Source organism: Methanobacterium sp., assembly GCF_038562635.1.
Lineage (GTDB): Archaea > Methanobacteriota > Methanobacteria > Methanobacteriales > Methanobacteriaceae > Methanobacterium_D.
Genome location: NZ_JBCFBO010000001.1, coordinates 1,204,463 through 1,224,171, shown reverse-complemented (window position 1 = coordinate 1,224,171; position 19,709 = coordinate 1,204,463). Strand labels below are relative to the sequence as shown.

Annotated in this window: 19 protein-coding genes; 14 read left to right on the top strand and 5 right to left on the bottom strand. The window is 34.9% G+C overall.

The window, feature by feature from the left end; translation table 11 throughout:
* Positions 1–130 precede the first annotated feature (130 nt).
* Entirely contained in the window at positions 131–811 is a 681-nt protein-coding gene (locus AAGU07_RS06090; RefSeq protein ID WP_342458243.1) for a class I SAM-dependent methyltransferase, read from the top strand.
* A gap of 32 nt (positions 812–843) precedes the next feature.
* Here the strand turns inward: AAGU07_RS06090 and comA are convergent, their stop codons facing one another.
* Positions 844–1,617: a phosphosulfolactate synthase gene (comA, locus tag AAGU07_RS06085; RefSeq protein WP_342458242.1), complete on the bottom strand. Its 774-nt coding sequence runs from the start codon at positions 1,615–1,617 to the stop codon at positions 844–846.
* A gap of 311 nt (positions 1,618–1,928) precedes the next feature.
* Between comA and AAGU07_RS06080 the strand changes: the two genes are divergently transcribed.
* The 13 genes from AAGU07_RS06080 to AAGU07_RS06020 all read left to right on the top strand — a co-directional run bounded on the left by AAGU07_RS06080 (position 1,929) and on the right by AAGU07_RS06020 (position 14,167).
* A complete protein-coding gene (locus AAGU07_RS06080; RefSeq protein WP_342458241.1) occupies positions 1,929–2,492 on the top strand; it encodes a pyruvate kinase alpha/beta domain-containing protein in 564 nt (187 codons plus the stop codon).
* A gap of 276 nt (positions 2,493–2,768) precedes the next feature.
* On the top strand, positions 2,769–3,920 hold the full coding sequence (gene ftsZ / locus AAGU07_RS06075) for a cell division protein FtsZ (RefSeq protein WP_069585612.1): 1,152 nt from the start codon (positions 2,769–2,771) through the stop codon (positions 3,918–3,920).
* A 197-nt stretch (positions 3,921–4,117) separates the two neighbouring features.
* Positions 4,118–4,303, top strand: coding sequence for a protein translocase SEC61 complex subunit gamma (locus tag AAGU07_RS06070; RefSeq protein WP_069585611.1), 186 nt, complete (start codon positions 4,118–4,120; stop codon positions 4,301–4,303).
* A gap of 54 nt (positions 4,304–4,357) precedes the next feature.
* On the top strand, positions 4,358–4,801 hold the full coding sequence (locus AAGU07_RS06065) for a transcription elongation factor Spt5 (protein ID WP_069585610.1): 444 nt from the start codon (positions 4,358–4,360) through the stop codon (positions 4,799–4,801).
* Positions 4,801–5,280 (top strand): 50S ribosomal protein L11, encoded by a 480-nt coding sequence (locus AAGU07_RS06060; protein WP_342458240.1) that lies wholly within the window; start codon positions 4,801–4,803, stop codon positions 5,278–5,280. The genes AAGU07_RS06065 and AAGU07_RS06060 overlap by 1 nt, the downstream gene beginning before the upstream one ends.
* Before the next feature lie 103 nt (positions 5,281–5,383).
* The gene (locus AAGU07_RS06055) at positions 5,384–6,022 is read left to right on the top strand and encodes a 50S ribosomal protein L1 (protein ID WP_069585608.1); all 639 of its coding nucleotides are present in this window, start codon (positions 5,384–5,386) and stop codon (positions 6,020–6,022) included.
* Positions 6,022–7,026, top strand: a complete 1,005-nt coding sequence (locus AAGU07_RS06050; RefSeq protein ID WP_342458239.1) for a 50S ribosomal protein L10 — start codon at positions 6,022–6,024, stop codon at positions 7,024–7,026. The genes AAGU07_RS06055 and AAGU07_RS06050 overlap by 1 nt, the downstream gene beginning before the upstream one ends.
* Positions 7,027–7,052: 26 nt before the next feature.
* Positions 7,053–7,355 carry a 50S ribosomal protein P1 gene (rpl12p, locus tag AAGU07_RS06045; RefSeq protein ID WP_048080322.1) on the top strand — a complete coding sequence of 101 codons (303 nt, stop codon included), beginning with the start codon at positions 7,053–7,055 and terminating at the stop codon, positions 7,353–7,355.
* Between the two features lie 190 nt (positions 7,356–7,545).
* Positions 7,546–10,248 (top strand): alanine--tRNA ligase, encoded by a 2,703-nt coding sequence (alaS, locus tag AAGU07_RS06040; protein ID WP_342458238.1) that lies wholly within the window; start codon positions 7,546–7,548, stop codon positions 10,246–10,248.
* Positions 10,249–10,490: 242 nt separating this feature from the next.
* Positions 10,491–10,784, top strand: a complete 294-nt coding sequence (locus tag AAGU07_RS06035) for a hypothetical protein (RefSeq protein ID WP_342458237.1) — start codon at positions 10,491–10,493, stop codon at positions 10,782–10,784.
* Positions 10,785–11,021: 237 nt separating this feature from the next.
* The gene (locus tag AAGU07_RS06030; RefSeq protein ID WP_342458236.1) at positions 11,022–12,404 is read left to right on the top strand and encodes an MFS transporter; all 1,383 of its coding nucleotides are present in this window, start codon (positions 11,022–11,024) and stop codon (positions 12,402–12,404) included.
* Between the two features lie 171 nt (positions 12,405–12,575).
* Positions 12,576–12,746, top strand: a complete 171-nt coding sequence (locus AAGU07_RS06025) for a hypothetical protein (protein ID WP_342458235.1) — start codon at positions 12,576–12,578, stop codon at positions 12,744–12,746.
* A gap of 161 nt (positions 12,747–12,907) precedes the next feature.
* Complete coding sequence (locus tag AAGU07_RS06020; RefSeq protein ID WP_342458234.1) at positions 12,908–14,167, top strand: methanogenesis marker 16 metalloprotein; 1,260 nt, start codon at positions 12,908–12,910, stop codon at positions 14,165–14,167.
* Between the two features lie 84 nt (positions 14,168–14,251).
* On the opposite strand, the gene AAGU07_RS06015 is transcribed toward AAGU07_RS06020, so the two are convergent.
* The 4 genes from AAGU07_RS06015 to AAGU07_RS06000 all read right to left on the bottom strand — a co-directional run bounded on the left by AAGU07_RS06015 (position 14,252) and on the right by AAGU07_RS06000 (position 19,374).
* The gene (locus AAGU07_RS06015; protein WP_342458233.1) at positions 14,252–14,791 is read right to left on the bottom strand and encodes a zinc ribbon domain-containing protein; all 540 of its coding nucleotides are present in this window, start codon (positions 14,789–14,791) and stop codon (positions 14,252–14,254) included.
* A gap of 325 nt (positions 14,792–15,116) precedes the next feature.
* Positions 15,117–15,509: a PepSY domain-containing protein gene (locus AAGU07_RS06010; RefSeq protein ID WP_342458232.1), complete on the bottom strand. Its 393-nt coding sequence runs from the start codon at positions 15,507–15,509 to the stop codon at positions 15,117–15,119.
* Positions 15,510–15,538: 29 nt separating this feature from the next.
* Positions 15,539–16,933: a transglutaminase domain-containing protein gene (locus AAGU07_RS06005; RefSeq protein ID WP_342458231.1), complete on the bottom strand. Its 1,395-nt coding sequence runs from the start codon at positions 16,931–16,933 to the stop codon at positions 15,539–15,541.
* Positions 16,934–17,859: 926 nt separating this feature from the next.
* Positions 17,860–19,374 (bottom strand): pseudomurein-binding repeat-containing protein, encoded by a 1,515-nt coding sequence (locus tag AAGU07_RS06000; protein WP_342458230.1) that lies wholly within the window; start codon positions 19,372–19,374, stop codon positions 17,860–17,862.
* Between the last annotated feature and the right edge of the window lie 335 nt (positions 19,375–19,709).

The window sequence follows — 19,709 nt, the reverse complement described above, 5'->3', positions numbered from 1 at the left end:
ATCAGAGATTTTTGGAGGTCCAAAACACTAGATGATTTTCTTATAAATAATTAGTCAAAAATATTTAGTTATTCCCTATATTAAAGATTAGCTTTAATTTTAATTTATAAGATTATTTGGAGAAGTAAAAATGCAGAAATTAGATAATTTAACATCACACCTTTCAAGTGAATATGACTTACAAATAGCAAATACAATCCCTTACTATAATTTCTTTCACCAGGAAATCATTAATTTAATTGAATCGATGGATATTCGGCCTGATAATTGGTTAGATACTGGCTGTGGGACAGGTAATCTGGTAGAAAAAGCGCTGCAAAAATTCCAAAATACTGTATTTATACTGGCTGATCCTTCTGCAGACATGCTAAATAAAGCAAAAGAAAAATTAGAAGATAATAAAAACGTGGAATTTCTAGAACCTGCACCAAGTCAGAATATTTCTCTTTCAGATCCAGCTGATGTAATTACTTCAATTCAATCACATCATTACCTAAATGAAAATGAGAGATATAAAGCTGTAAAGTCCTGCTATAATAATTTAAATGAAAATGGGGTTTATGTAACATTTGAAAATATTCGCCCGCTTACAGACCAAGGAACTGAAATAGGAAAAGAGTACTGGAGAAAATTTCAAATTTCAAGGGGTAAAACAGTTGTTGATGCTGATAACCATATTAAACGGTTTGGTGTAGAATATTTCCCTATAACTGTTGAGGATCATCTTTCATTACTTAGAAAAAGTGGATTTAGTGTAGTTGAGATGTTCTGGTATTCTTATATGCAGGCTGGATTTTACTGTATTAAATAGTGAGTGTAATTATAAAAATAAGAAATAGTGGGTTAAAGGTCTAATTTACCTAAAGTATCCCCTCTAAGCCCGCGCCGCATGGTTTCAAGTGCAGTTACTTCATCTGGCGCTATATTGCCCAGATTTATATTTGGTCCAAATTTCAGGATTAAATAAGTCTGCTGGTTTTTTAAAGGGGCTTCCCAGATTATTTTTTCCATATCTGTCTTTGCAAGTATTTCAACTTCTTCTTCCTTAACATTTCCACATTCATCATAAATGCCTATACCCTTTCCGCCTTCACGTGCTTCAATCAGTATTCTATCTGAACCTGCATTTATATCGGAATTTATAAGTTTCACACGGTCTTCAGTGTCCAGTTTACAATCATCTTTAGGATTCTTTTTTCCAACTTCTGAAATAACTGTGAATCCTCTATCCTTAGTTTCAGAGATTATATTTCTTCTTTCTTCGGGGGATATGATTGTAGATCCATCTGATATCTCAATGGCTGTAAAACCTAACTCGTCAGATTCATCTAAAAACTCTGAAAATTTATTTTTCATATATGCAACTTCAAAAAGAGTTCCTCCAGGATAAGGAGTTACATCGTAGGATAAATATGTGTCAATTTTGTCTTTAACAAGATCTCTATCATGGAGTGCTGAAGTGCACCATCCAAATTTGGCGAGGTCTATATATTCACCAGATACTTCCATCAGATCGTTTAGGGCATTTAAACCCAGACCTTTATCTAACATCATTGTTATTCCTATTTTTCGGGGTTTAGGAATTCTATATGACCCAATAAAGTCAAATGCTTTCATTAATTCACCTTTTGATAAATTTCTAAAACAATTAAATCTAATTATGTCAGTTTTTTATTGTTTTTGTGATTTATATAGTAATGCATGTAAATTTTAAAGTTTGTGTTTGTTAATTTGACATTCTAATTTTTGTATAAATATGTAAATTGTAACAGATAATACTATCAAAAATAAAATTTTTAGTTACGCTTTATTTTAGGGCATCATGTCTTCGGTGATTTATGGGGTAAACCTGGCATAGCTGCAAAAAATATCAATAAAGTATAAAGTTTTGGAGATAGATAAATAAGGGTGTTATTGAGGTGAAATAAATGGAAAAGAGCATTTATTATTTTGAAAGTCCTGGTGAACAAAATACAGATAAATTGGTAGAAGTTGTAAAGCAGAGAAAAGAAGAATTAGGCATAAAAAATATTGTAGTTGCATCTGTATCTGGTAAAACCGCGCTTAAACTAAAAGAAGCGATGGATGATGTGGATATAGTAAGTATAACTCATCATGCCGGATTTAAAGAAAAAGGAAAACTGGAAATATCTGAAGAAGGCAAAAGTAAGCTTGTAGAAAAAGGTATAACATTTTACACAGGATCGCATGCTTTAAGTGGTGTTGGCAGGGGAATATCAAATAAATTTGGTGGAGTAACACCTGTTGAGGTAATAGCAGGCACCCTTAGATTATTTGGCCAGGGAATAAAGGTTTGTGTTGAAGTAACCATTATGGCTGCTGATGCTGGTTTAATACCCATGGACTCTGAGATAATTGCAATTGGTGGAACTGCATGGGGTGCTGATGCTGCGGTAGTTTTAGAGCCGGCGCATATGAATAATTTCTTTGATCTTAAAATTAAAGAGATAATTGCAATGCCTCGATCTTAGTTTGCGGGAATAGTTTTTTAATCTTAAATTTTAGGAGATAATTCTTATATTTAGATATATTTTCATGAATTTAACGTGGACATATATTAGAAAATCAAAGACATTAATGTAGTAATATACTTGAGCAATATCTAAAAGATGTGGCGGGGATATCCTCATAAAACTAAAAAATTATTTGCAAGATAGTAAATTATCATTGATATAATCGCTGGTTTTAAATATAAGTTATTACAATACCACAAATAAATTTAACAACATTGGCTGTGGGGGTAGGAATTGAAATCTCTTATAAATAGTACCTTAAAAGAATCTGAAGTGAGAAGGGAGAGAACACCAAGTGATATCCAGAATAACTTCGATATATCAGACATCAACAGTGACCTCAAAGACATTATAGAACAGAGTAAAGCAAAAATATTTGTTGTTGGAACTGGAGGGGCTGGAAATAATACAGTTTCAAGACTTATGGAAATAGGAATCGAAGGCGCAGATACTATTTCAGTAAATACAGATGCACAGGACTTATTCTACTCAAATTCTCATCAAAAGATACTCATAGGTAAAGGAACATGTGGAGGATTAGGCGCTGGCGGTATACCTGAGATAGGTGAAGAAAGTGCTGAAGAAAGTGAAGAACAGATAAAAGAAAGGTTAGAAGGAGCCGACATGGTTTTTGTAACCTGTGGGCTTGGTGGAGGTACTGGAACAGGATCTGCTCCAGTAATTGCGAAGTTAGCCAAAAAAATTGGCGCATTAACTATTGCAGTCGCTACAATGCCTTTCAGTGCTGAAGGACTCAGACGACGAGAAAATGCTGAAAAAGGACTTGAAAAGCTGCAGAGTAATGCAGATACAGTAATTGTTGTACCTAATGATAAATTACTGGAAGTTGCACCAAATCTGCCTATAAACAAAGCTTTCATGGTTACAGATGAACTCTTAGGAAGAGCTGTTAAAGGAATAACCGAGCTCATAACTAAACCTGGTCTTGTAAGTCTTGACTTTGCAGATATACGAAGTATAATGCAGGGTTCTGGAATGGCAATGATTGGTATGGGCGAATCTGAATCTGGCGATAGGGCAATTGAATCTGTTCATGAGGCATTAAATAGTCCATTACTTGATCTGGATATTTCAAATGCTAAAGGTGCATTGATAAACATATCTGGAAGTTCAGATATGACATTACACGAAGCTGAAAAGATTGTTCAGATAGTGGCTGATGAACTTGATCCCGATGCAAACATAATCTGGGGTACACAGATACAGGAAGACCTTCAAAATATCATCAGGACAACTATAGTAGTAGCTGGAGTAAAATCTCCTCACATATATGGCGCGCCTGCTGAACGCGAGTATCTGGAAGAAGAAAGCAAAGATTCTGTGCATGAATCTGCTTTAGAAGAGTTTATAGATGGTGTTTTTTAATCATATAATATAAATTATAAAAACACCCTATGATTTTCTCTCTCTTGGTTAGTTTTAGTTATCTATAAAAATGAAAAGGTTTATAAATTCATAATGAAAATAAACTATTATCATTTATATAGAATAATTACCAAATACATTATTCCCAATCCTTAATTCAATAACTTATTCTATTATGAATTTAAGTAGGTATTTTTATGAATTTGAATAAAGAATCTATTACCCAAGCTTTAAAACAATACAGAAGAGTTTTATACATATCCAAAAGGCCAGAACGTGATGAATATATAAACGTAGCAAAGATAACTGGAATTGGAATTATAATCATAGGGGTCATAGGTTTTGTAATAACTCTTGTGGCTCAGTTAATTAGTCAAACATAATTTTTATTGATTTACTGCATTAAATTAGCTTAAATGTTTTAGGTAAGTGATAATTTGATATATGCATTTAGAACCCTTGTGGGACAAGAAAAAAACGTTGCAAGGCTGCTTGCAAGAAATATTAGAAACAGTGATATAGACGTAACTTCAATACTTGTTCCAGATACTTTAAAAGGTTATATACTAGTAGAAACTCCTTCAAAAGTAGATATGCAGGATCCCGCATTTAAAGTTCCAAATTTAAGGGGATCAGTTGAAGGTGAAATATCCTTTGAAGAGATAAAAACATTTTTAAACCCAGAACCGGTACTTGCCTCTGTTAAAAAAGGAAGTATTGTAGAGCTTATATCTGGTCCTTTTAAAGATGAAAAAGCTAAAGTAGTTAGAATAGATGAATCTAAGGAAGAAGTAGTTTTAGAACTTATTGAAGCTGCGATTCCAATCCCAGTTACGGTCAAAGGTGACCAAATTAGATTAATACAGAAGGAGGCAGATTAATGGCAAAAGAAACCGTAGAAATTCTCATTGAAGGCGGAAAAGCAACACCAGGACCACCATTAGGACCTGCAATAGGACCGCTTGGTATTAACATGATGCAAGTTGTTGAACAGATAAACGAAAAAACTTCAGATTTCGATGGAATGAAAGTTCCAGTAAAAGTAATTGTAGACGTTGGAACTAAAGCATTTGAAATTGAAGTAGGTACACCACCAACAACAGCACTTATAAAGGATGAACTTAATATTGAAAAGGGTTCTCAAGATCCTGGACTTGATAAAGTTGCTGATCTATCAATAGAACAAGCATTAAAAGTAGCCAGAATGAAATTTAGCGCGTTACTTTCAAACGATTACAAAATGGCTACAAAAGAAGTTGTAGGAACCTGTGTAAGTATGGGTTTAACTGTAGAAGGAAAGGATCCTAAAACAGTTCAAAAAGAAATCGATGAAGGTATTTACGACGATAAATTATTATAAATTTTAATAAATTAAATATATAAGTTGACCAAAATAATCCGTTTGGTTTAAATACCACATATAATTGTGAACTTTTTATCAAAAAAGTTCATGGAGGAATTTGATGAATCAAGAGATAGTGGAAGCAGTGAAGAAGGCTAAGGAAGAATCCAAGCCGAGAAACTTCACACAGTCTATCGATGTTGTTATAAACATCAAAGATTTAGACGTGAAAAAACCAGAAAACAGATTTGATGAAGAAGTCTTCCTTCCAAATGGACGCGGTAAAGGCATTAAAATTGCCGTTATAGCAGATGGTGAACTGGCAATTCTAGCAGAAAATGCCGGTGCAGACCTTGTAATCAGCAAAGCTGATTTAGAAGAGCTGGGAAAAGACCGGAAACAGGCCAAAAAAATGGCCAGTCAATACACATTTTTTGTTGCACAGGCAGATATGATGCCACAGGTTGGTAGATTTTTAGGACCAGTTCTTGGGCCTAGGAAAAAAATGCCAAAACCAGTTCCAGCTACTGTAAAACCAGATCCTATATTGGAAAGGCTTTCTAATACTGTAAAAGTAAGAATAAAAGATCAGCCAGTTATTCAGGCGATTGTAGGTTCACAAGATATGGATGATGAACTGATTGCGGATAATGTAGAAGCTGTGCTTGGCGTATTGGACAGGAACCTTGAAAAAGGAAGAAACCAAATAAAATCCATGTATGTTAAAACAACCATGGGTCCAGTAACGAGGGTGATCTAATGGCTCATGTTGCTAATTGGAAAAAGGACGAGGTAAATAATCTTAAAGAACTGATTGACGGCCATAGCGTAGTAGGTATGGCTAATCTAGCAGATATACCAGCTCCTCAACTCCAAAAGATGAGAAGAACCTTAAAAGAGGACGCAACTGTAAAAATGTCAAGAAAGACATTGATGAGCCTTGCTTTAAGTGAATCTCAAAAATCTAATATAGATGCTCTCGGAGAACATATGGAAGGGCAACCTGCATTAATCTTTACAAATATGAATCCATTTAAGCTTTTTAAGATTCTTGAAGCTAGTAAGACTCCTGCTCCTGCAAAGGCTGGAAGTATTGCCCCTGCAGATATTGTAGTACCTAAAGGTGACACAGCTTTCAAACCAGGTCCTATTCTTGGGGAACTTCAAAAAGTCGGTATTCCTGCAAAAATTGATAAAGGAAAAATCGTCATAACCAAGGATAAGGTTGTTGTAGCTGAAGGGGAAGTAGTTTCCAGGGAGATAGCAGGTATTCTTACAAGACTTGATATCCACCCAATGGAAGTTGGAATTGATTTAGTAGCAGCATATGAAGATCAAACGGTATACACATCTGATCTTTTAACAATTGATGAGAGTAAAACCATATCTGATATACAGACTGCATTCTCTCAAGCATTGAACTTATCAGTAAATGCTTCAATATACAACAAAGTGGCTATGCCATATATAATACAGAATGCTGCAAGCAAGTCAATGAATCTAGCATTAAATGCAGAAATTCTCACATCAAAAACAACAGACTTACTGTTATCCAAGGCTTACTTACAAATGTTAGCACTGGCATCTGAAATAGCTAGCAAAAATGAAGAAGCACTTGATGATGAACTTCTGGACAAACTAAAATCACGCCCACAGGCTGTTGAAGTTAAATCAGAAGAAAAAGAAGAAGATGAAGACGAAGAAGAAGAGGAAGAAGAAAAAGAAGAAGATGCCGCAGCAGGGTTAGGTGCCTTGTTTGGTTAAATTTATAAAATTGAAAGGTGATTATAATGGAATATGTATACGCAGCAATGTTATTGCACACAACTGGTCAGGAAATTAACGAAGGAAATGTAACTAAAATATTAGAAGCAGCAGGAGCAGAAGTAGACGAAGCTAGAGTAAAAGCATTAATCGCAGCACTCGAAGACGTAGACATCGAAGAAGCAATGGAAAAAACTGCAGTAGCAGCAGCAGCTCCAGCAGCAGCAGCTCCAGCAGCAGCTCCAGCTGAAGAAGAAGAAGAGGAAGAAGAAGAGGAAGAAGAAAAAGAAGAAGAAGCCGCAGCAGGTCTCGGTGCTCTCTTCGGATAATTCCAAAACTTCAAAGCCATTTTTGGCTTTCTCCTATTTTTTTATTTTAATTATACTGCTATTTTAAGTCAAAAATGTAAATTATTCAATTTATAAAGATTAATATTTAAAAATAAAAACACCGTTTAAAGTGTTGTATAAAAATATTTGGTAATTTACTATAATTTAATAACTTTTATCAATGATTACTATGTCTCGCCAACTTGAAGAACTAGGATTTACTAAAAAAACTTGTATTACCTGTGGAAACGATTTCTGGTCAATTGGAGATAGAAAGACATGTGGGGACGCACCCTGCGATGAATATACATTTATTGGAAATCCTGCCACAGATAAAAAATATGATCTTTACGAAATTCAAAAAGCTTTTACTGAATTTTTTGCCCAACATGGACATACACCTATAAAGAGATATCCTGTTCTTGCAAAGCGGTGGAGAGATGATGTTTTTTTAGTAGGTGCATCAATTTACGATTTTCAACCATGGGTAACATCAGGAGCTGTAGAACCACCTGCAAACCCACTGGTAGTTGCACAGCCATCAATAAGACTTAACGATGTGGATAATGTCGGAAGGACCGGCAGACACATGACATGTTTTACAATGGGTGCACATCATGCTTTTAATACTGATAAAGAACAGATTTACTGGGAAGATGAAACAGTAAAATACTGTCATGACTTCATTAAATCTATTGGAATCAACCCTGAAGAAATTACTTACATTGAATCATGGTGGAAAGGTGGAGGAAACGCCGGGCCATGTTATGAAATTTGTGTCAGGGGAGTAGAACTCGCAACACTTGTTTTTATTAAATATAAAACTTTACCTGATGGAAAACTTGAAGAAATTCCACTTACAGTTGTAGATACTGGATATGGACTTGAAAGATTTGCATGGATATCTCAGGGAACACCAACTGCATATGATGCTTCATTTGGACCCGTAATACAGACATTAAAGGAACTGTCTGGTGTTGAAGTTGATGAGAGAATCTTAGCAGAGAATGCTCAAGTTGCAGGTATGATGGACATTGAAACATTTGCAGACCTGAGAGAATTAAGGTCAAAAGTTGCAGATAGACTTAATATATCTTTAGATGACCTTGAAAGGGCTACAAAACCAATGGAAGCTATTTATGTAATTGCAGACCATACACGATGCCTTGCATTCATGCTTGCAGACGGTGTAATTCCTTCCAATGTTAAAGAAGGATATCTTGCAAGACTTGTCCTGAGGAGAACAATCCGTTTCATAAAAGAGTTGGGATTAAAAGAGTCCCTGGCAGATATAATGAGAATACAGCTTGATTTTCTGTCTAAGACCTATCCTGAAATCAGGCAAAGTCAGGATCATATAATTAATGTAATTAATTTAGAGGATAAAAGGTACGATAAAACTGTTTCAAAAGGTAGAGAACTTGTTAAAAGGAGCGTTAAAAAACTCAGGAAAAAGAATAAAACTGAGATGCCCTTTGAAACCCTTAAAGAACTTTATGAATCCCATGGAATTCCTCCAGAGACTACCAAGGAAATCTCTGAAAAGATGGAATTTGAGGTAAAAGTACCTGATAATTTCTATACATTGGTAGCTGCTGAGCATGAAGAAGAAGCTCAGGAAGAAAAAGCTGAAATCGAGCTTGAATTCCCAGCAACTGATTTATTATTTTACAAGAAGCCGTTTGATACTCAGTTTGAGGCGCATGTGCTTGGAACCTATGAAAATAATGTAGTACTGGATCAAACTGTATTTTATCCTGAAGGGGGAGGTCAGCCTTCTGACATAGGATACTTAGAGATCCGCGGTGAAAAAATAAAAGTTTTACACGCTGAAAAAGTTAACAACACTGTTTTACACAGGGTGGCTGAAGAGGATATTGAGAAAGTGCATCCTTACAAAGGTCAGATAATAACTGGTCAAATTGATATTTCCAGAAGGATGGCTTTAACCAGAAACCACACAGCAACTCACTTAATCGTTGCAGCAGCAAGAAAGATCCTTGGAGATCACATATGGCAAGCAGGAGCTCAGAAAGGGGTTAAAAAGTCAAGGATTGACCTTACTCATTATAAACGAATAGAACCTGAAGAACTTCAGGAAATTGAACTGCTGGCAAATAAATTCGTTATGGAAAACCGTCCTGTACTTACAAACTGGATGGCAAGGGCAGAAGCCGAGAAAAAATATGGATTCATATTATATCAAGGTGGAATTGTCCCAGGAATGGACATAAGGACAGTTTTAGTTGACGGAATTGATGTGCAGGCATGTGCAGGGACTCACTGTAATCAAACTGGAGATATTGGACTTATAAAAATAACCAAGACTGAAAGAATTCAGGATGGTGTAGAAAGAATTGAATTTTCAGCGGGTGAAGCTGCAATCGAAGCAGCACAGCGTAACGATAATATCTTAAAAGAAAGTTCAGATGTATTCAAAGTCACATCAGAGCAACTTCCTAAAACCTGTGACAGATTTTTCAATGAGTGGAAATCCTTTAAAAATGAAATTAATAAACTTAAAGGGGAAATTGCATCACTTAAAACCGAGGGAATTTTAAACAAAACTGAAAAAATCGGTGATTTAGTTGTTTTAAGTGAAATAATTGATTCTGACATGAACGAACTTATAAAAATGGCAACTGACTTAACAGAAAAACAGGGAAAAGTTGATGTTGCTGTTCTGGGAAGCAGTGAAGGTAAAATAGTTGGTGCAGTCTCTAAAAAAGCGCTTGAAAACGGTATCAAAATTAACGGCATCATAAAAGATGCTGCTGCAATTCTCGGCGGCGGTGGGGGCGGAAGGCCAAATCTTGCCCAGGGTGCAGGGCCAAAAGCTGAAAAAATGCAGGAAGCGCTTGAGTTTGCAGTTACTGAATTAAAAAAGATTTAATCTTTTTTTCTATTTTTAATTAATATTTGAATTTTATTTCTTTTTTACTAATTTAAACACTTATTTTTAGTTCAAACTTAAATCTGCATAATTTTAGATTTCCATTTACATTATTGATAATACTAATACTGTACTTTTTCATAAAGGTTATATATGTCTTGTTTTGTAATAATTCAACAGGTTTTGGAATATCTTTTTTATGATACGTAACGACATTAATGGTGTTGATTGGAGGAAGGATAATGCGGAGAAATGAACAAAATGCCTTAACTTATTTTTTAGGTGGTTTGGGGCTTATAATTTTATTGGGAGGAGTATTTAACCTTTATAATCTTAGTTATGGATTAATGGCTGCTTTTATACTATGGATTATAGGCGGTGCTGTTGGGAAAACTGTAATGGGAGTTATAGGCAGTATTGGATTGATATTTTTAATGGTGGGCACATTTCACTATTCATTGATATATGTACTGTTGGGCACACTCGCTGTATGGGTAACAGCGGGTACGTTAGGTAGGTATTCTCATATGGGTTAATTGGATGAAATAAAAATGCAGGGTGTGAAATTTTATAGTTTAGGAAAATTTAAAATTTATCTTTTTTTTAGGGGAGTTATAAGAATTAAAGATGCAATAGTTGTATTTTAAATAATTTTGGCTTAGTTATGTATTGAAATAAGTTAGTTACGAAAGATTAATAGTTAGTGGTTAATAGAATAGCTGTAATTTTTATTTTAATTTCAACTGTTTTAGATTTTTTAAGAAGGAACTGCTATGGAAAACAAGGCCAATGACGTAACTAAAATGACTGCATTACTGGCTGCCACATTAGCTGCTTTTCTTGTACCGTTTATGGGTTCTTCACTCAACGTTGCACTTCCAACCATTGGAAATGAGTTTGCTGCAGATGCGGTTTTACTCAGCTGGATTTCAGCATCATTTTTGCTGGCATCAGCTATTTTTACACTCCCATTTGGGAGAATTGCCGATATTTATGGACTAAAGAGGATATTTACATATGGAATAATTACCTATACTATTTTTTCATTTCTCGCAGGTATCGCTCCATCTGCACTGCTGCTGGTTCTATTTCGAGCTTTTCAGGGAATTGGGGCTTCAATGATATTTGGCACGGGGATGGCAATTTTAACTTCTGTATTTCCTTTAGCTGAAAGGGGAAAAGCCTTGGGAATTAATCTTGCAGGAGTTTATTTTGGCCTTTCAATTGGCCCATTTTTGGGGGGAATCATGACTCAGTATCTTGGCTGGAGGAGTATCTTCTTTTTAAATGTACTGCTGGGTTTAATTGTAATTTCATTTGTTCTTTTGAGATTAAAAGGAGAGTGGGCTGAATGTATGGGAGAAAAATTCGATATTAAAAGTGCAGTTGTATATAGTTTTGCGCTCCTTTTCTTGATGTATGGATTTTCATCCCTCCCTGGAACTTTAGGGATAATATTAACAGTAATGGGGATTGTAGGGGTCTTAGTCTTTATTATTGTGGATATGCGAGTGGATAACCCTCTTCTAGATATGAATCTTTTCTTTAAAAACAGAATATTTGCTCTCTCTAATTTGGCGGCGCTGATTAACTACAGCACAACTACTGGTGCAGTTTTTTTATTAAGCCTTTATTTGCAGTATATACTGGGATATTCTCCTCAAAGAGCAGGACTGGTACTTCTCCCTCTGCCACTTATAATGGTAATTATATCTCCAATTGCCGGAGAATTATCGGATAAGATTGATCCAAGGATACTGGCCTCAATTGGAATGGCATTAACGGCTGTTGGTCTCTCATTTTTTATTTATGTTGGATTTTTTACAGGACTACCTTATATAATAGCAGGACAGCTTGTGCTTGGTTCAGGATTTGCTCTATTTTCTTCCCCTAATACCAACGCAATTATGGGGTCTGTTAAAAAACGGAATTATGGTGTAGCTTCTGCAACGGCCAGTACAATGCGGCTTAGCGGGCAGGTTTTAAGCTTTGGAATTATTATATTAATCTTTTCACTGCTAATTGGAAAGGTCCAAATTACTCCTGATACCTATTTCAATCTCTTAGGGAGCATAAGGGTTGCATTTAAGGTTTTTGCAGTGGCATGTTTTATTGGAATATTTACAACAGCCTATGGAAAAATAGCATCTATTTAAAAATAGATTGAGGATATAATTTGGTGCATAAAGTTAATGTATTCTCTTTATAATTACCAAAAATAGTTAATAGACTATATTTTCCCATAAAAATTATATATTGTTCTATAAATGATTAAATAAGAATATTTTAAGTTTATACTTTATAAATAAGATTAAGGAGGACAAAAAATGGAAGACAGGCAGATTGATTTTATAATGTACATTGTAGGTGTTTTAGGGCTCATAATTCTTTTGGGAGGAGTATTTAATCTGTATGAATTTAAATATGGTTTATTTGGTGCAATTATACTCTGGATCATAGCTGGCGGGGTCCGAAAATATATGGGCATACCTAAATAGATAAATAGCTATTATTTTACTTTTTACTGGATAATACTCATTTTAATTCCTATTTTTTTAATTTTAATAAAATAAATATAGTTTGATTGAAATAGATTAGAATATATTTTTATAGAAATTAGTTTAATATAACTATTGTTATAAAATCGAGGGGTCATATTTTGAATATTCGTAACATTGAAGAAATTAATCAGAAAATCCAACGCGGAGAAGCAACTGTACTAACAGCAGAAGAGGTTAGTAATCTTGTAAGGGATGGAGAGGAACCAAAAGCAGAAGATATTGATGTTGTAACTGCAGGAACTTGTGGAATAATGTCTGGAACAGCTGCAGTCTTTCATATTCCTGCAGGGGAGCCGGGATCATTTAAGAAAGCAAAAAAAGTCCTTTTAAATGGAGTCCCTGGATTTTCAGGTCCATGTCCAAATGAATGGCTTGGGTCTGTTGATTTAATAGCTTATGGTACCTCACACAGTATTTATGATGAAGAATATGGTGGAGGATTCTTATTTAAGGATATTGTAGAAGGAAAAGATATAGAAATTGAAGTTGAGTCCATTAACGGTGAAATTATAAAATCAACTACAAATATTAATGAAATGGGCATGGCACGGATGGTTGGAACTCGTCTGGCATTTAAAAATTACACTGCATTTTTAAACCCAACTGAAGAACCTGTTGCATCTATATTTAATGCTGTAGATATGGAAGGGCCATTTAAAGGGCTTTCATTTTCAGGCTGCGGCGAATTAAATCCACTGCAAAATGATCCTGGGATGAAAACAATAAAAACAGGAACTAAAGTGCTGTTGTGTGGATCTGAAGGAATTGTTCTTGGCAGTGGGACAAGAAGTGCTCCTGAAAAACCAAACTTGATGATAGCTGCAGATATGGTCGATATGGATCCACATTACCTCGGCGGGTTTAAAACAGCAGCAGGGCCAGAAGTTTTCAACAGTGTAGCTGCTGCAATCCCAATTCTAAATGATGAAATTTTGAAGAACACCTTTATCTTAAATAAAGATATACAGTTACCTGTTGCAGATATACGTGGAAGACATAAAGTTTTAGGGTTTACAGACTACGCTTCTGTCTGGAGTGATAATGATGAAAGGCCAGTTTACGATCCTGAAGCATGTTTAAACTGTGGGGTATGTATGGTACGTGAAAGATGTCCTACTGGAGCATACGAAGGCACTTTAAATGAAGGGAAGTGCTTTGGTTGTGGCATGTGTGCTTCTTCCTGTCAACATGGTGCATTCGAAATGAAACGTGGTGAACTGAAATTCAAAATGGATGATGAAGTTATAGACGTGCCTATAATATGCAGGCAGTCTGATATTAAAAGGGCACGGGAACTCACTGGTGAACTTAAAAAAAGAATTCTTGAAGGTAAGTTTTCAATTTCTGGATGGTATTAGTTAAACCGTCAGGTTTAGCTAGCTTTATTTTTAGATATAATGATACTAGCTAAATTTTATTTTAAAATAAGTTGGGAGTTGATACTAACTATTGAAACCAGGGACGCTAGGAGTTATCTGCGTATTTGAAAACAGTATCAGCCCTATAACAAATCCAAGTAGAAGTATCATGATCATGAAGAGGCATATTGTACCTAAACTAATTCTGGATTTCTTTGTTTCATGAACTTCTTCTTCTCCATGATCATAATAACTTTCATAATCAACATCGTTTTGATATGGTGAATCATGGCGTTTAGAAGATGAAGGACCGCCGTAATATTTCCTTTTTAAAGGCTTTCTTTTGTAATCTTCTTCTTCATTATAACTTGTATAATCTGCCTTTGGGTGAGGGATATCATATGCAAAATCAGATGGATCCGTCTCTCTTCTTGAGCGTTTCCCCTCAAAATGTTCTTCTTTAGGGTAATTTCTATATTTTTTCTTTGACTGGAAACTATCAAACTGCTGTGAATTTTTATAACTTTTCTTTTTTGAGGATTTAGAAGTTGGAAGTTCCATTCCGCAGTTAGGGCAGTATGTTTCTTTGTTATCTATTTCTGCCCCGCAGTTATCGCATATCATTCTTATCACTTATTTGTGGTTTTAATAAATCTAATTACTTCACCATGTGTTATTTATAAAATTGAGATAAAATATTTTATCTGCTTTATCGTGTTTAGGTATGTTAACTCCTTTAATTATTTATAACTATGTAATAAACTATGGACTCAAATATTTAAAATTATGTACTATCAAGTTATTTTATTTTTTTAAACTTTACAGACTTTCCTGCCTTAAAAAGTGTGATAATAAATTTTAAAGAAGATAATGAATTGGGCAATTTTAAAATAAAAAAGTAAAAGATCTCATAAGAGATCTTTTCAGTGTAATCAATTTGGGAAACACCTTAAGGTGCCCCGCCTGCGCCTCCAACGTTTTTGCCAGTTATAGCGTTAATGTCTATTTCACCGACATTTGTTCCGTTGTCGATAACAGGAACAGCATATATGTATTGACCATCAGTTTTGATCAATTTAGGTGTTCCTGCGGTTGCTCCGTCTACGTCAATGTATTTTTGGGCTAATTTTTGGGCTTCTTCTGAAGTTATCTTTGGTTTAGTTGTGTTATCTGATGCTTTGTCGCTATCTGATGCACTGTTACTGGATGAACTGCTGTCAGTAACAGATGACTGTTGTCCCTTTGAATTGTTAGTGGAATTTATGTGGTTTCCAGAAGCACCGAATACCAGTGCCGCTGCAGCCAGCATTACCACTACTGCAACTATAGATTTTTTAATCATTTTTTCCCTCTTTTTTATTTCTTTCTAGTTTAGAAAGATAGAGATGCGTATGTACCGTAGTATGTCGCTGTTGCGGTATTCCAGTTTTTAATAACACCAAAAGTGTTTTTAGAACTGGTTGCATCTGCATTATACCATTTACCGTTCACGTATACCTGAGCGATAACGTGTCCGTACCAGTTACCACTTGTAAATTTGGCTTTAACGTGTTCGTATCGTGCTGGTATTCCTGCAGCTCTTTCAAGAGCTATTAACAGGTGAGCTGTATCAACACAGTTTCCAGTTTTTTTGCTTAAGGTGCCTACAGCACCGTATTTGGTGTTATAATAGAAGGAATAACCTAAATTATCTCTTACCCAGTTAAATATTGCCACTGCTTTATCGTACGTGGACGATTTACCGCTTGTTATTGATTTTGCCAGTGCTTGAATCTGTGAATTGGTTACCTGACAGTTTTTTGTTGCTTTAAGGTACTGTTGTAATGATGCAGGTACTGATGTTGATGTTGAACCTGAAGTCGATGTACTTGAACTTCCAACTGTGCTCCATGGTTTAACTGTAACATAACTTGGTAACCTTTCGTTTGTTTTATAGAAAGCCATTATCTTTGAAAATGTGTAAATCAAAGATTGGTAATTTAATTTACCAAGACTGCTTGTTGCATAATTTGGTAAAGCACCATTTGCATCTATAAAAGTGTTAACTCTTTTAGCAAGGTCTAAATAACCTGTTTTAGTTATATTACCACTTTTAACACTTTCACTAGGTTTTGCTGCACTGTTTATGTCTTTGAGTGTTATTGATGTTGTTGTTCCGTTGTTTATCTGTAGTAAACCTGCAGTCAGTAGTTTTAAGAATTCAGGCATTTCAACTTGAGTTGTACCAATTGTCACATAGTTTGGAAGTTTGTGGTTGGTTTCGATGTATGCTTTGACTCTAGCTGCTGCATCTGTGATTTGACTTACAGTAAAGTTTTTAGATACTTTTGTTTCTCCTGCTGCTGCTTGTATGTTATTTGTGTTTGTTTTTGAAACTGTTGAATTTTTGCTGGTGGAATTTGTTGAAGTCACTGTTGAAGTTGCTGTAGCTTGATTATCACTTGTACTTACTGTATCTTGTGCTACTGCTTGTGTTTTAACGGTGGTTTGATTAGTACTGACACTTGATGTAGCCGTACTTGTATTCTGCACTGTTTTTACACTTTTATCGGTTGAATTTTGCGTTGCAACCGATTTTTTTGTGTCGCATGTATTATTTAGTTGTATATTGGCTTTTTCTTGCACAGTGCTGTTATTAACAGCCTGTGTTTGTGCAGTTCCTACGTCTGCCGCGCTTGCGCCAGTTATACCCGTCAAAGAAAGACTGGATATTAATAGGACTGCAAAAAGCAATTTCCTCGTAATTATACCGCCTCCGATTACCAATCATTAAAAAACTCAATGAGAGTTTTTCTATGGATAGGGAGTAGTTAATGCACTATGCCATATAAATCTTTTGATTTTAATACCAAAAAAAGGCGCTTATTGGGCTCTTTTTACAATTTAGGACATGTTGTGCGGTTATTGAAATAAGATCTTTGGGATGAACTCTCTCAATTATTATTTTCACTAAATCCGCTTATTTTAAACATTATTTGGCAAAAAGAGGCATGTACATTACTTTTATACTTGGGGTATAATTGGAGTAATCATTAAATAAACTCTATTAACATTCTATTTTGGTTAAACGAAGTTATTTGAAATTTTAAGAATTTTATTCATTTTTATTAATTAATTATTATATATTATGCTAAAAAATTTACTAAAAAAACTGAGTATTAACTATTTTTTGTATAGTTTAATTATTATTCTGCATTTGTTAATACTAAAATTTCAGTGTTAACGTATGACTCAAACAAGATTAATACAAAATTGAAAATTTAGATGCTGTAAATATGTCGAGACAAGTGTGTTAAAAACTAGAGAAGATTGTATAGATTCTAATTTTTCAAACTAAAAAGAAAATAGGACCCTCAAACACACCGTGTTTGGGGTTGACGAAAATCCTTAAAAATCTGTAGATTTTTTGATGAATTTTCGAGCATAAAATCTCTTGGAGATTTTTCCAGTTTAAACTGATTTTAGAGGAATACACTAAATTTAGTGTCTCCAACATTCTTTTATTAGTTAAAGCATTTATGTCGACTTACCAGTGTTTATCCAAATTTTAGTGTTGTCTGATCTATTAACAATTTTCAGCTGTCAGATATGGCACCTAAGTTGCTAGTGGAATTTGCATGGTTTCGGCACAAAGTGCCATTATATCCATATTACTCCTACTGCAACGGCTTTAGCATCTTTTTATTTTTCTATTAGAAAGATAGGGATGCATATGTACCGTATACTGTTGCTGTTGTTGTATTCCAGTTATTTATAACACCAAATGTATTTCTGGAGCTACTTGCATCTGCGTAGTACCATTTACCATTAACCCAAACTTGAGCAATAACGTGCCCATACCATGTGCCACTTGAGAATTTAGCATAAACGTGCTCGTATCGTGCTGGTATTCCTGCAGCTCTTTCAAGAGCTACCAGTAGATTAGAAGTATCACAGCAATTCGCTGATTTCGATGTTAATGTACCTACGGCTCCTTTTACGCTGTTATAATAAAATTTATAGCCTATGTTATCTCGTACCCAGTTAAATATCGCCGATGCTTTAGCATATGTGGACGATTTACCGCTTGTTATTGATTTTGCCAGTGCTTGAATCTGTGAATTGGTTACTTCACAGTTTTTTGTTGCTTTGAGATACTGCTGCAGCGATGCAGGTACTGGTGTTGATGAATCTGACGTTGAGGTATCTGAAGTTCCAACTTTACTCCAGGGTTTAACAGTAACATAACTTGGCAATCTACTATTTGTATTGTAGAAAGCAAGTACCTTGGAAAACATGTAAATTAAAGATTTATAATTTAGTTTGCCAAGACTGCTTGTTGCATAATTTGGTAAGATACCATTTGCATTTATAAATGCATTCACTCTTTTAGCAAGGTCCAAATAACCCGCTTTAGTTATAGTGCCGCTTTTAACATTTTCGCTAGGTTTCGCTGCACTATTTATACTTTTTAGTGTTATTGAACTTGTTTTTCCGTTATTTAGCTGCAATAGATTTGCAACTAGTAATTTTAGGAAATCAGACATTTGCACTTGGATTGTACCAATTGCCACATAATTTGGAAGTCTGTGGTTGGTTTCAACGTATGCTTTAACTCTTGCTGCTGCATTATTGATTTGCTTTACAGTAAAGCTTTTGGAGATAACCTTTGTTTCCCCTGCAGCTGCTTTTTGATAACTACCATTATTTTTGATAGTATCATACCCAGTACTTTGAGTTTGAGTACTGGTCGTATTATTCCCTGTGTTAGTTTTTGTGCTTGTTGAATTTTGACTGCTGTTTACTGCAGCTGAAGCTGCGTTTTGTGTGTTTGTTTCTGTATCTGTTGAATTTTTGCTGGTGGAGTTTGTTGAAGTCACTGTGAAAGTTGTTGCATTTTGATCAGCACTTGTATTTGCTGTATCTTGTGCAACTGGTTCTGTTTTAACGGTGGTTTGGTTGGTACTTGCATTTGATGTGGCAGTACTCGTACCCTCCGTTATGTTTTCCTCGGTCGAATTTTGCGTTGCAACCGATTCGTTTTCATTGTATGTATTGTTTGTGTGTATTCCAGCATTTTCTTGCACAGTGCTGTTATTAACAGCCTGTGATTGTGCAGTGTCTACATCTGCCGCGCTTGCGCCAGCTATACTTGCCAGGAATAAGCCAAGTATTAGTAGAACTGCAAAAGGCAGTTTTCTCTTAATTATAACGCCTCCAATGCCCAATCATGGAAAAATTCTCTGAATTTTTACGGCCATAAATCATAGATTTTGTAGGCATGGAAAATTTTTTTTAATTTTTCCGGTTGTGAAATTTATCAATTTCACAAACATGTAAAAATTCAATTAAGGTTTTTTCTATGGGTAGAAAATAGTTAATATTCTATATCATATAAATATTTTGATTTTAATCCTCAAAAAAAGTATGTTTAAAGCTCTTTTTAGTATTTAAGGCACATTATGTGGTTATTGAAATAGGATATGTGGGGTGAGCTCTTTCAATTATTATTTTGGATAAATCAGTTTATTTTAAATGTTGTATAACAAAAGAGGTCATACTC

Excerpts from the sequence above, each read along its gene's own strand:
- AAGU07_RS06090 (WP_342458243.1), top strand. The coding sequence starts at position 131 with ATGCAGAAATTAGATAATTTAACATCACACCTTTCAAGTGAATATGAC.
- comA (WP_342458242.1), bottom strand. The coding sequence starts at position 1,617 with ATGAAAGCATTTGACTTTATTGGGTCATATAGAATTCCTAAACCCCGA.
- AAGU07_RS06080 (WP_342458241.1), top strand. The coding sequence starts at position 1,929 with ATGGAAAAGAGCATTTATTATTTTGAAAGTCCTGGTGAACAAAATACA.
- AAGU07_RS06070 (WP_069585611.1), top strand. The coding sequence starts at position 4,118 with ATGAATTTGAATAAAGAATCTATTACCCAAGCTTTAAAACAATACAGA.
- AAGU07_RS06060 (WP_342458240.1), top strand. The coding sequence starts at position 4,801 with ATGGCAAAAGAAACCGTAGAAATTCTCATTGAAGGCGGAAAAGCAACA.
- AAGU07_RS06055 (WP_069585608.1), top strand. The coding sequence starts at position 5,384 with ATGAATCAAGAGATAGTGGAAGCAGTGAAGAAGGCTAAGGAAGAATCC.
- AAGU07_RS06050 (WP_342458239.1), top strand. The coding sequence starts at position 6,022 with ATGGCTCATGTTGCTAATTGGAAAAAGGACGAGGTAAATAATCTTAAA.
- rpl12p (WP_048080322.1), top strand. The coding sequence starts at position 7,053 with ATGGAATATGTATACGCAGCAATGTTATTGCACACAACTGGTCAGGAA.
- alaS (WP_342458238.1), top strand. The coding sequence starts at position 7,546 with ATGTCTCGCCAACTTGAAGAACTAGGATTTACTAAAAAAACTTGTATT.
- AAGU07_RS06035 (WP_342458237.1), top strand. The coding sequence starts at position 10,491 with ATGCGGAGAAATGAACAAAATGCCTTAACTTATTTTTTAGGTGGTTTG.
- AAGU07_RS06030 (WP_342458236.1), top strand. The coding sequence starts at position 11,022 with ATGGAAAACAAGGCCAATGACGTAACTAAAATGACTGCATTACTGGCT.
- AAGU07_RS06025 (WP_342458235.1), top strand. The coding sequence starts at position 12,576 with ATGGAAGACAGGCAGATTGATTTTATAATGTACATTGTAGGTGTTTTA.
- AAGU07_RS06015 (WP_342458233.1), bottom strand. The coding sequence starts at position 14,791 with ATGATATGCGATAACTGCGGGGCAGAAATAGATAACAAAGAAACATAC.
- AAGU07_RS06010 (WP_342458232.1), bottom strand. The coding sequence starts at position 15,509 with ATGATTAAAAAATCTATAGTTGCAGTAGTGGTAATGCTGGCTGCAGCG.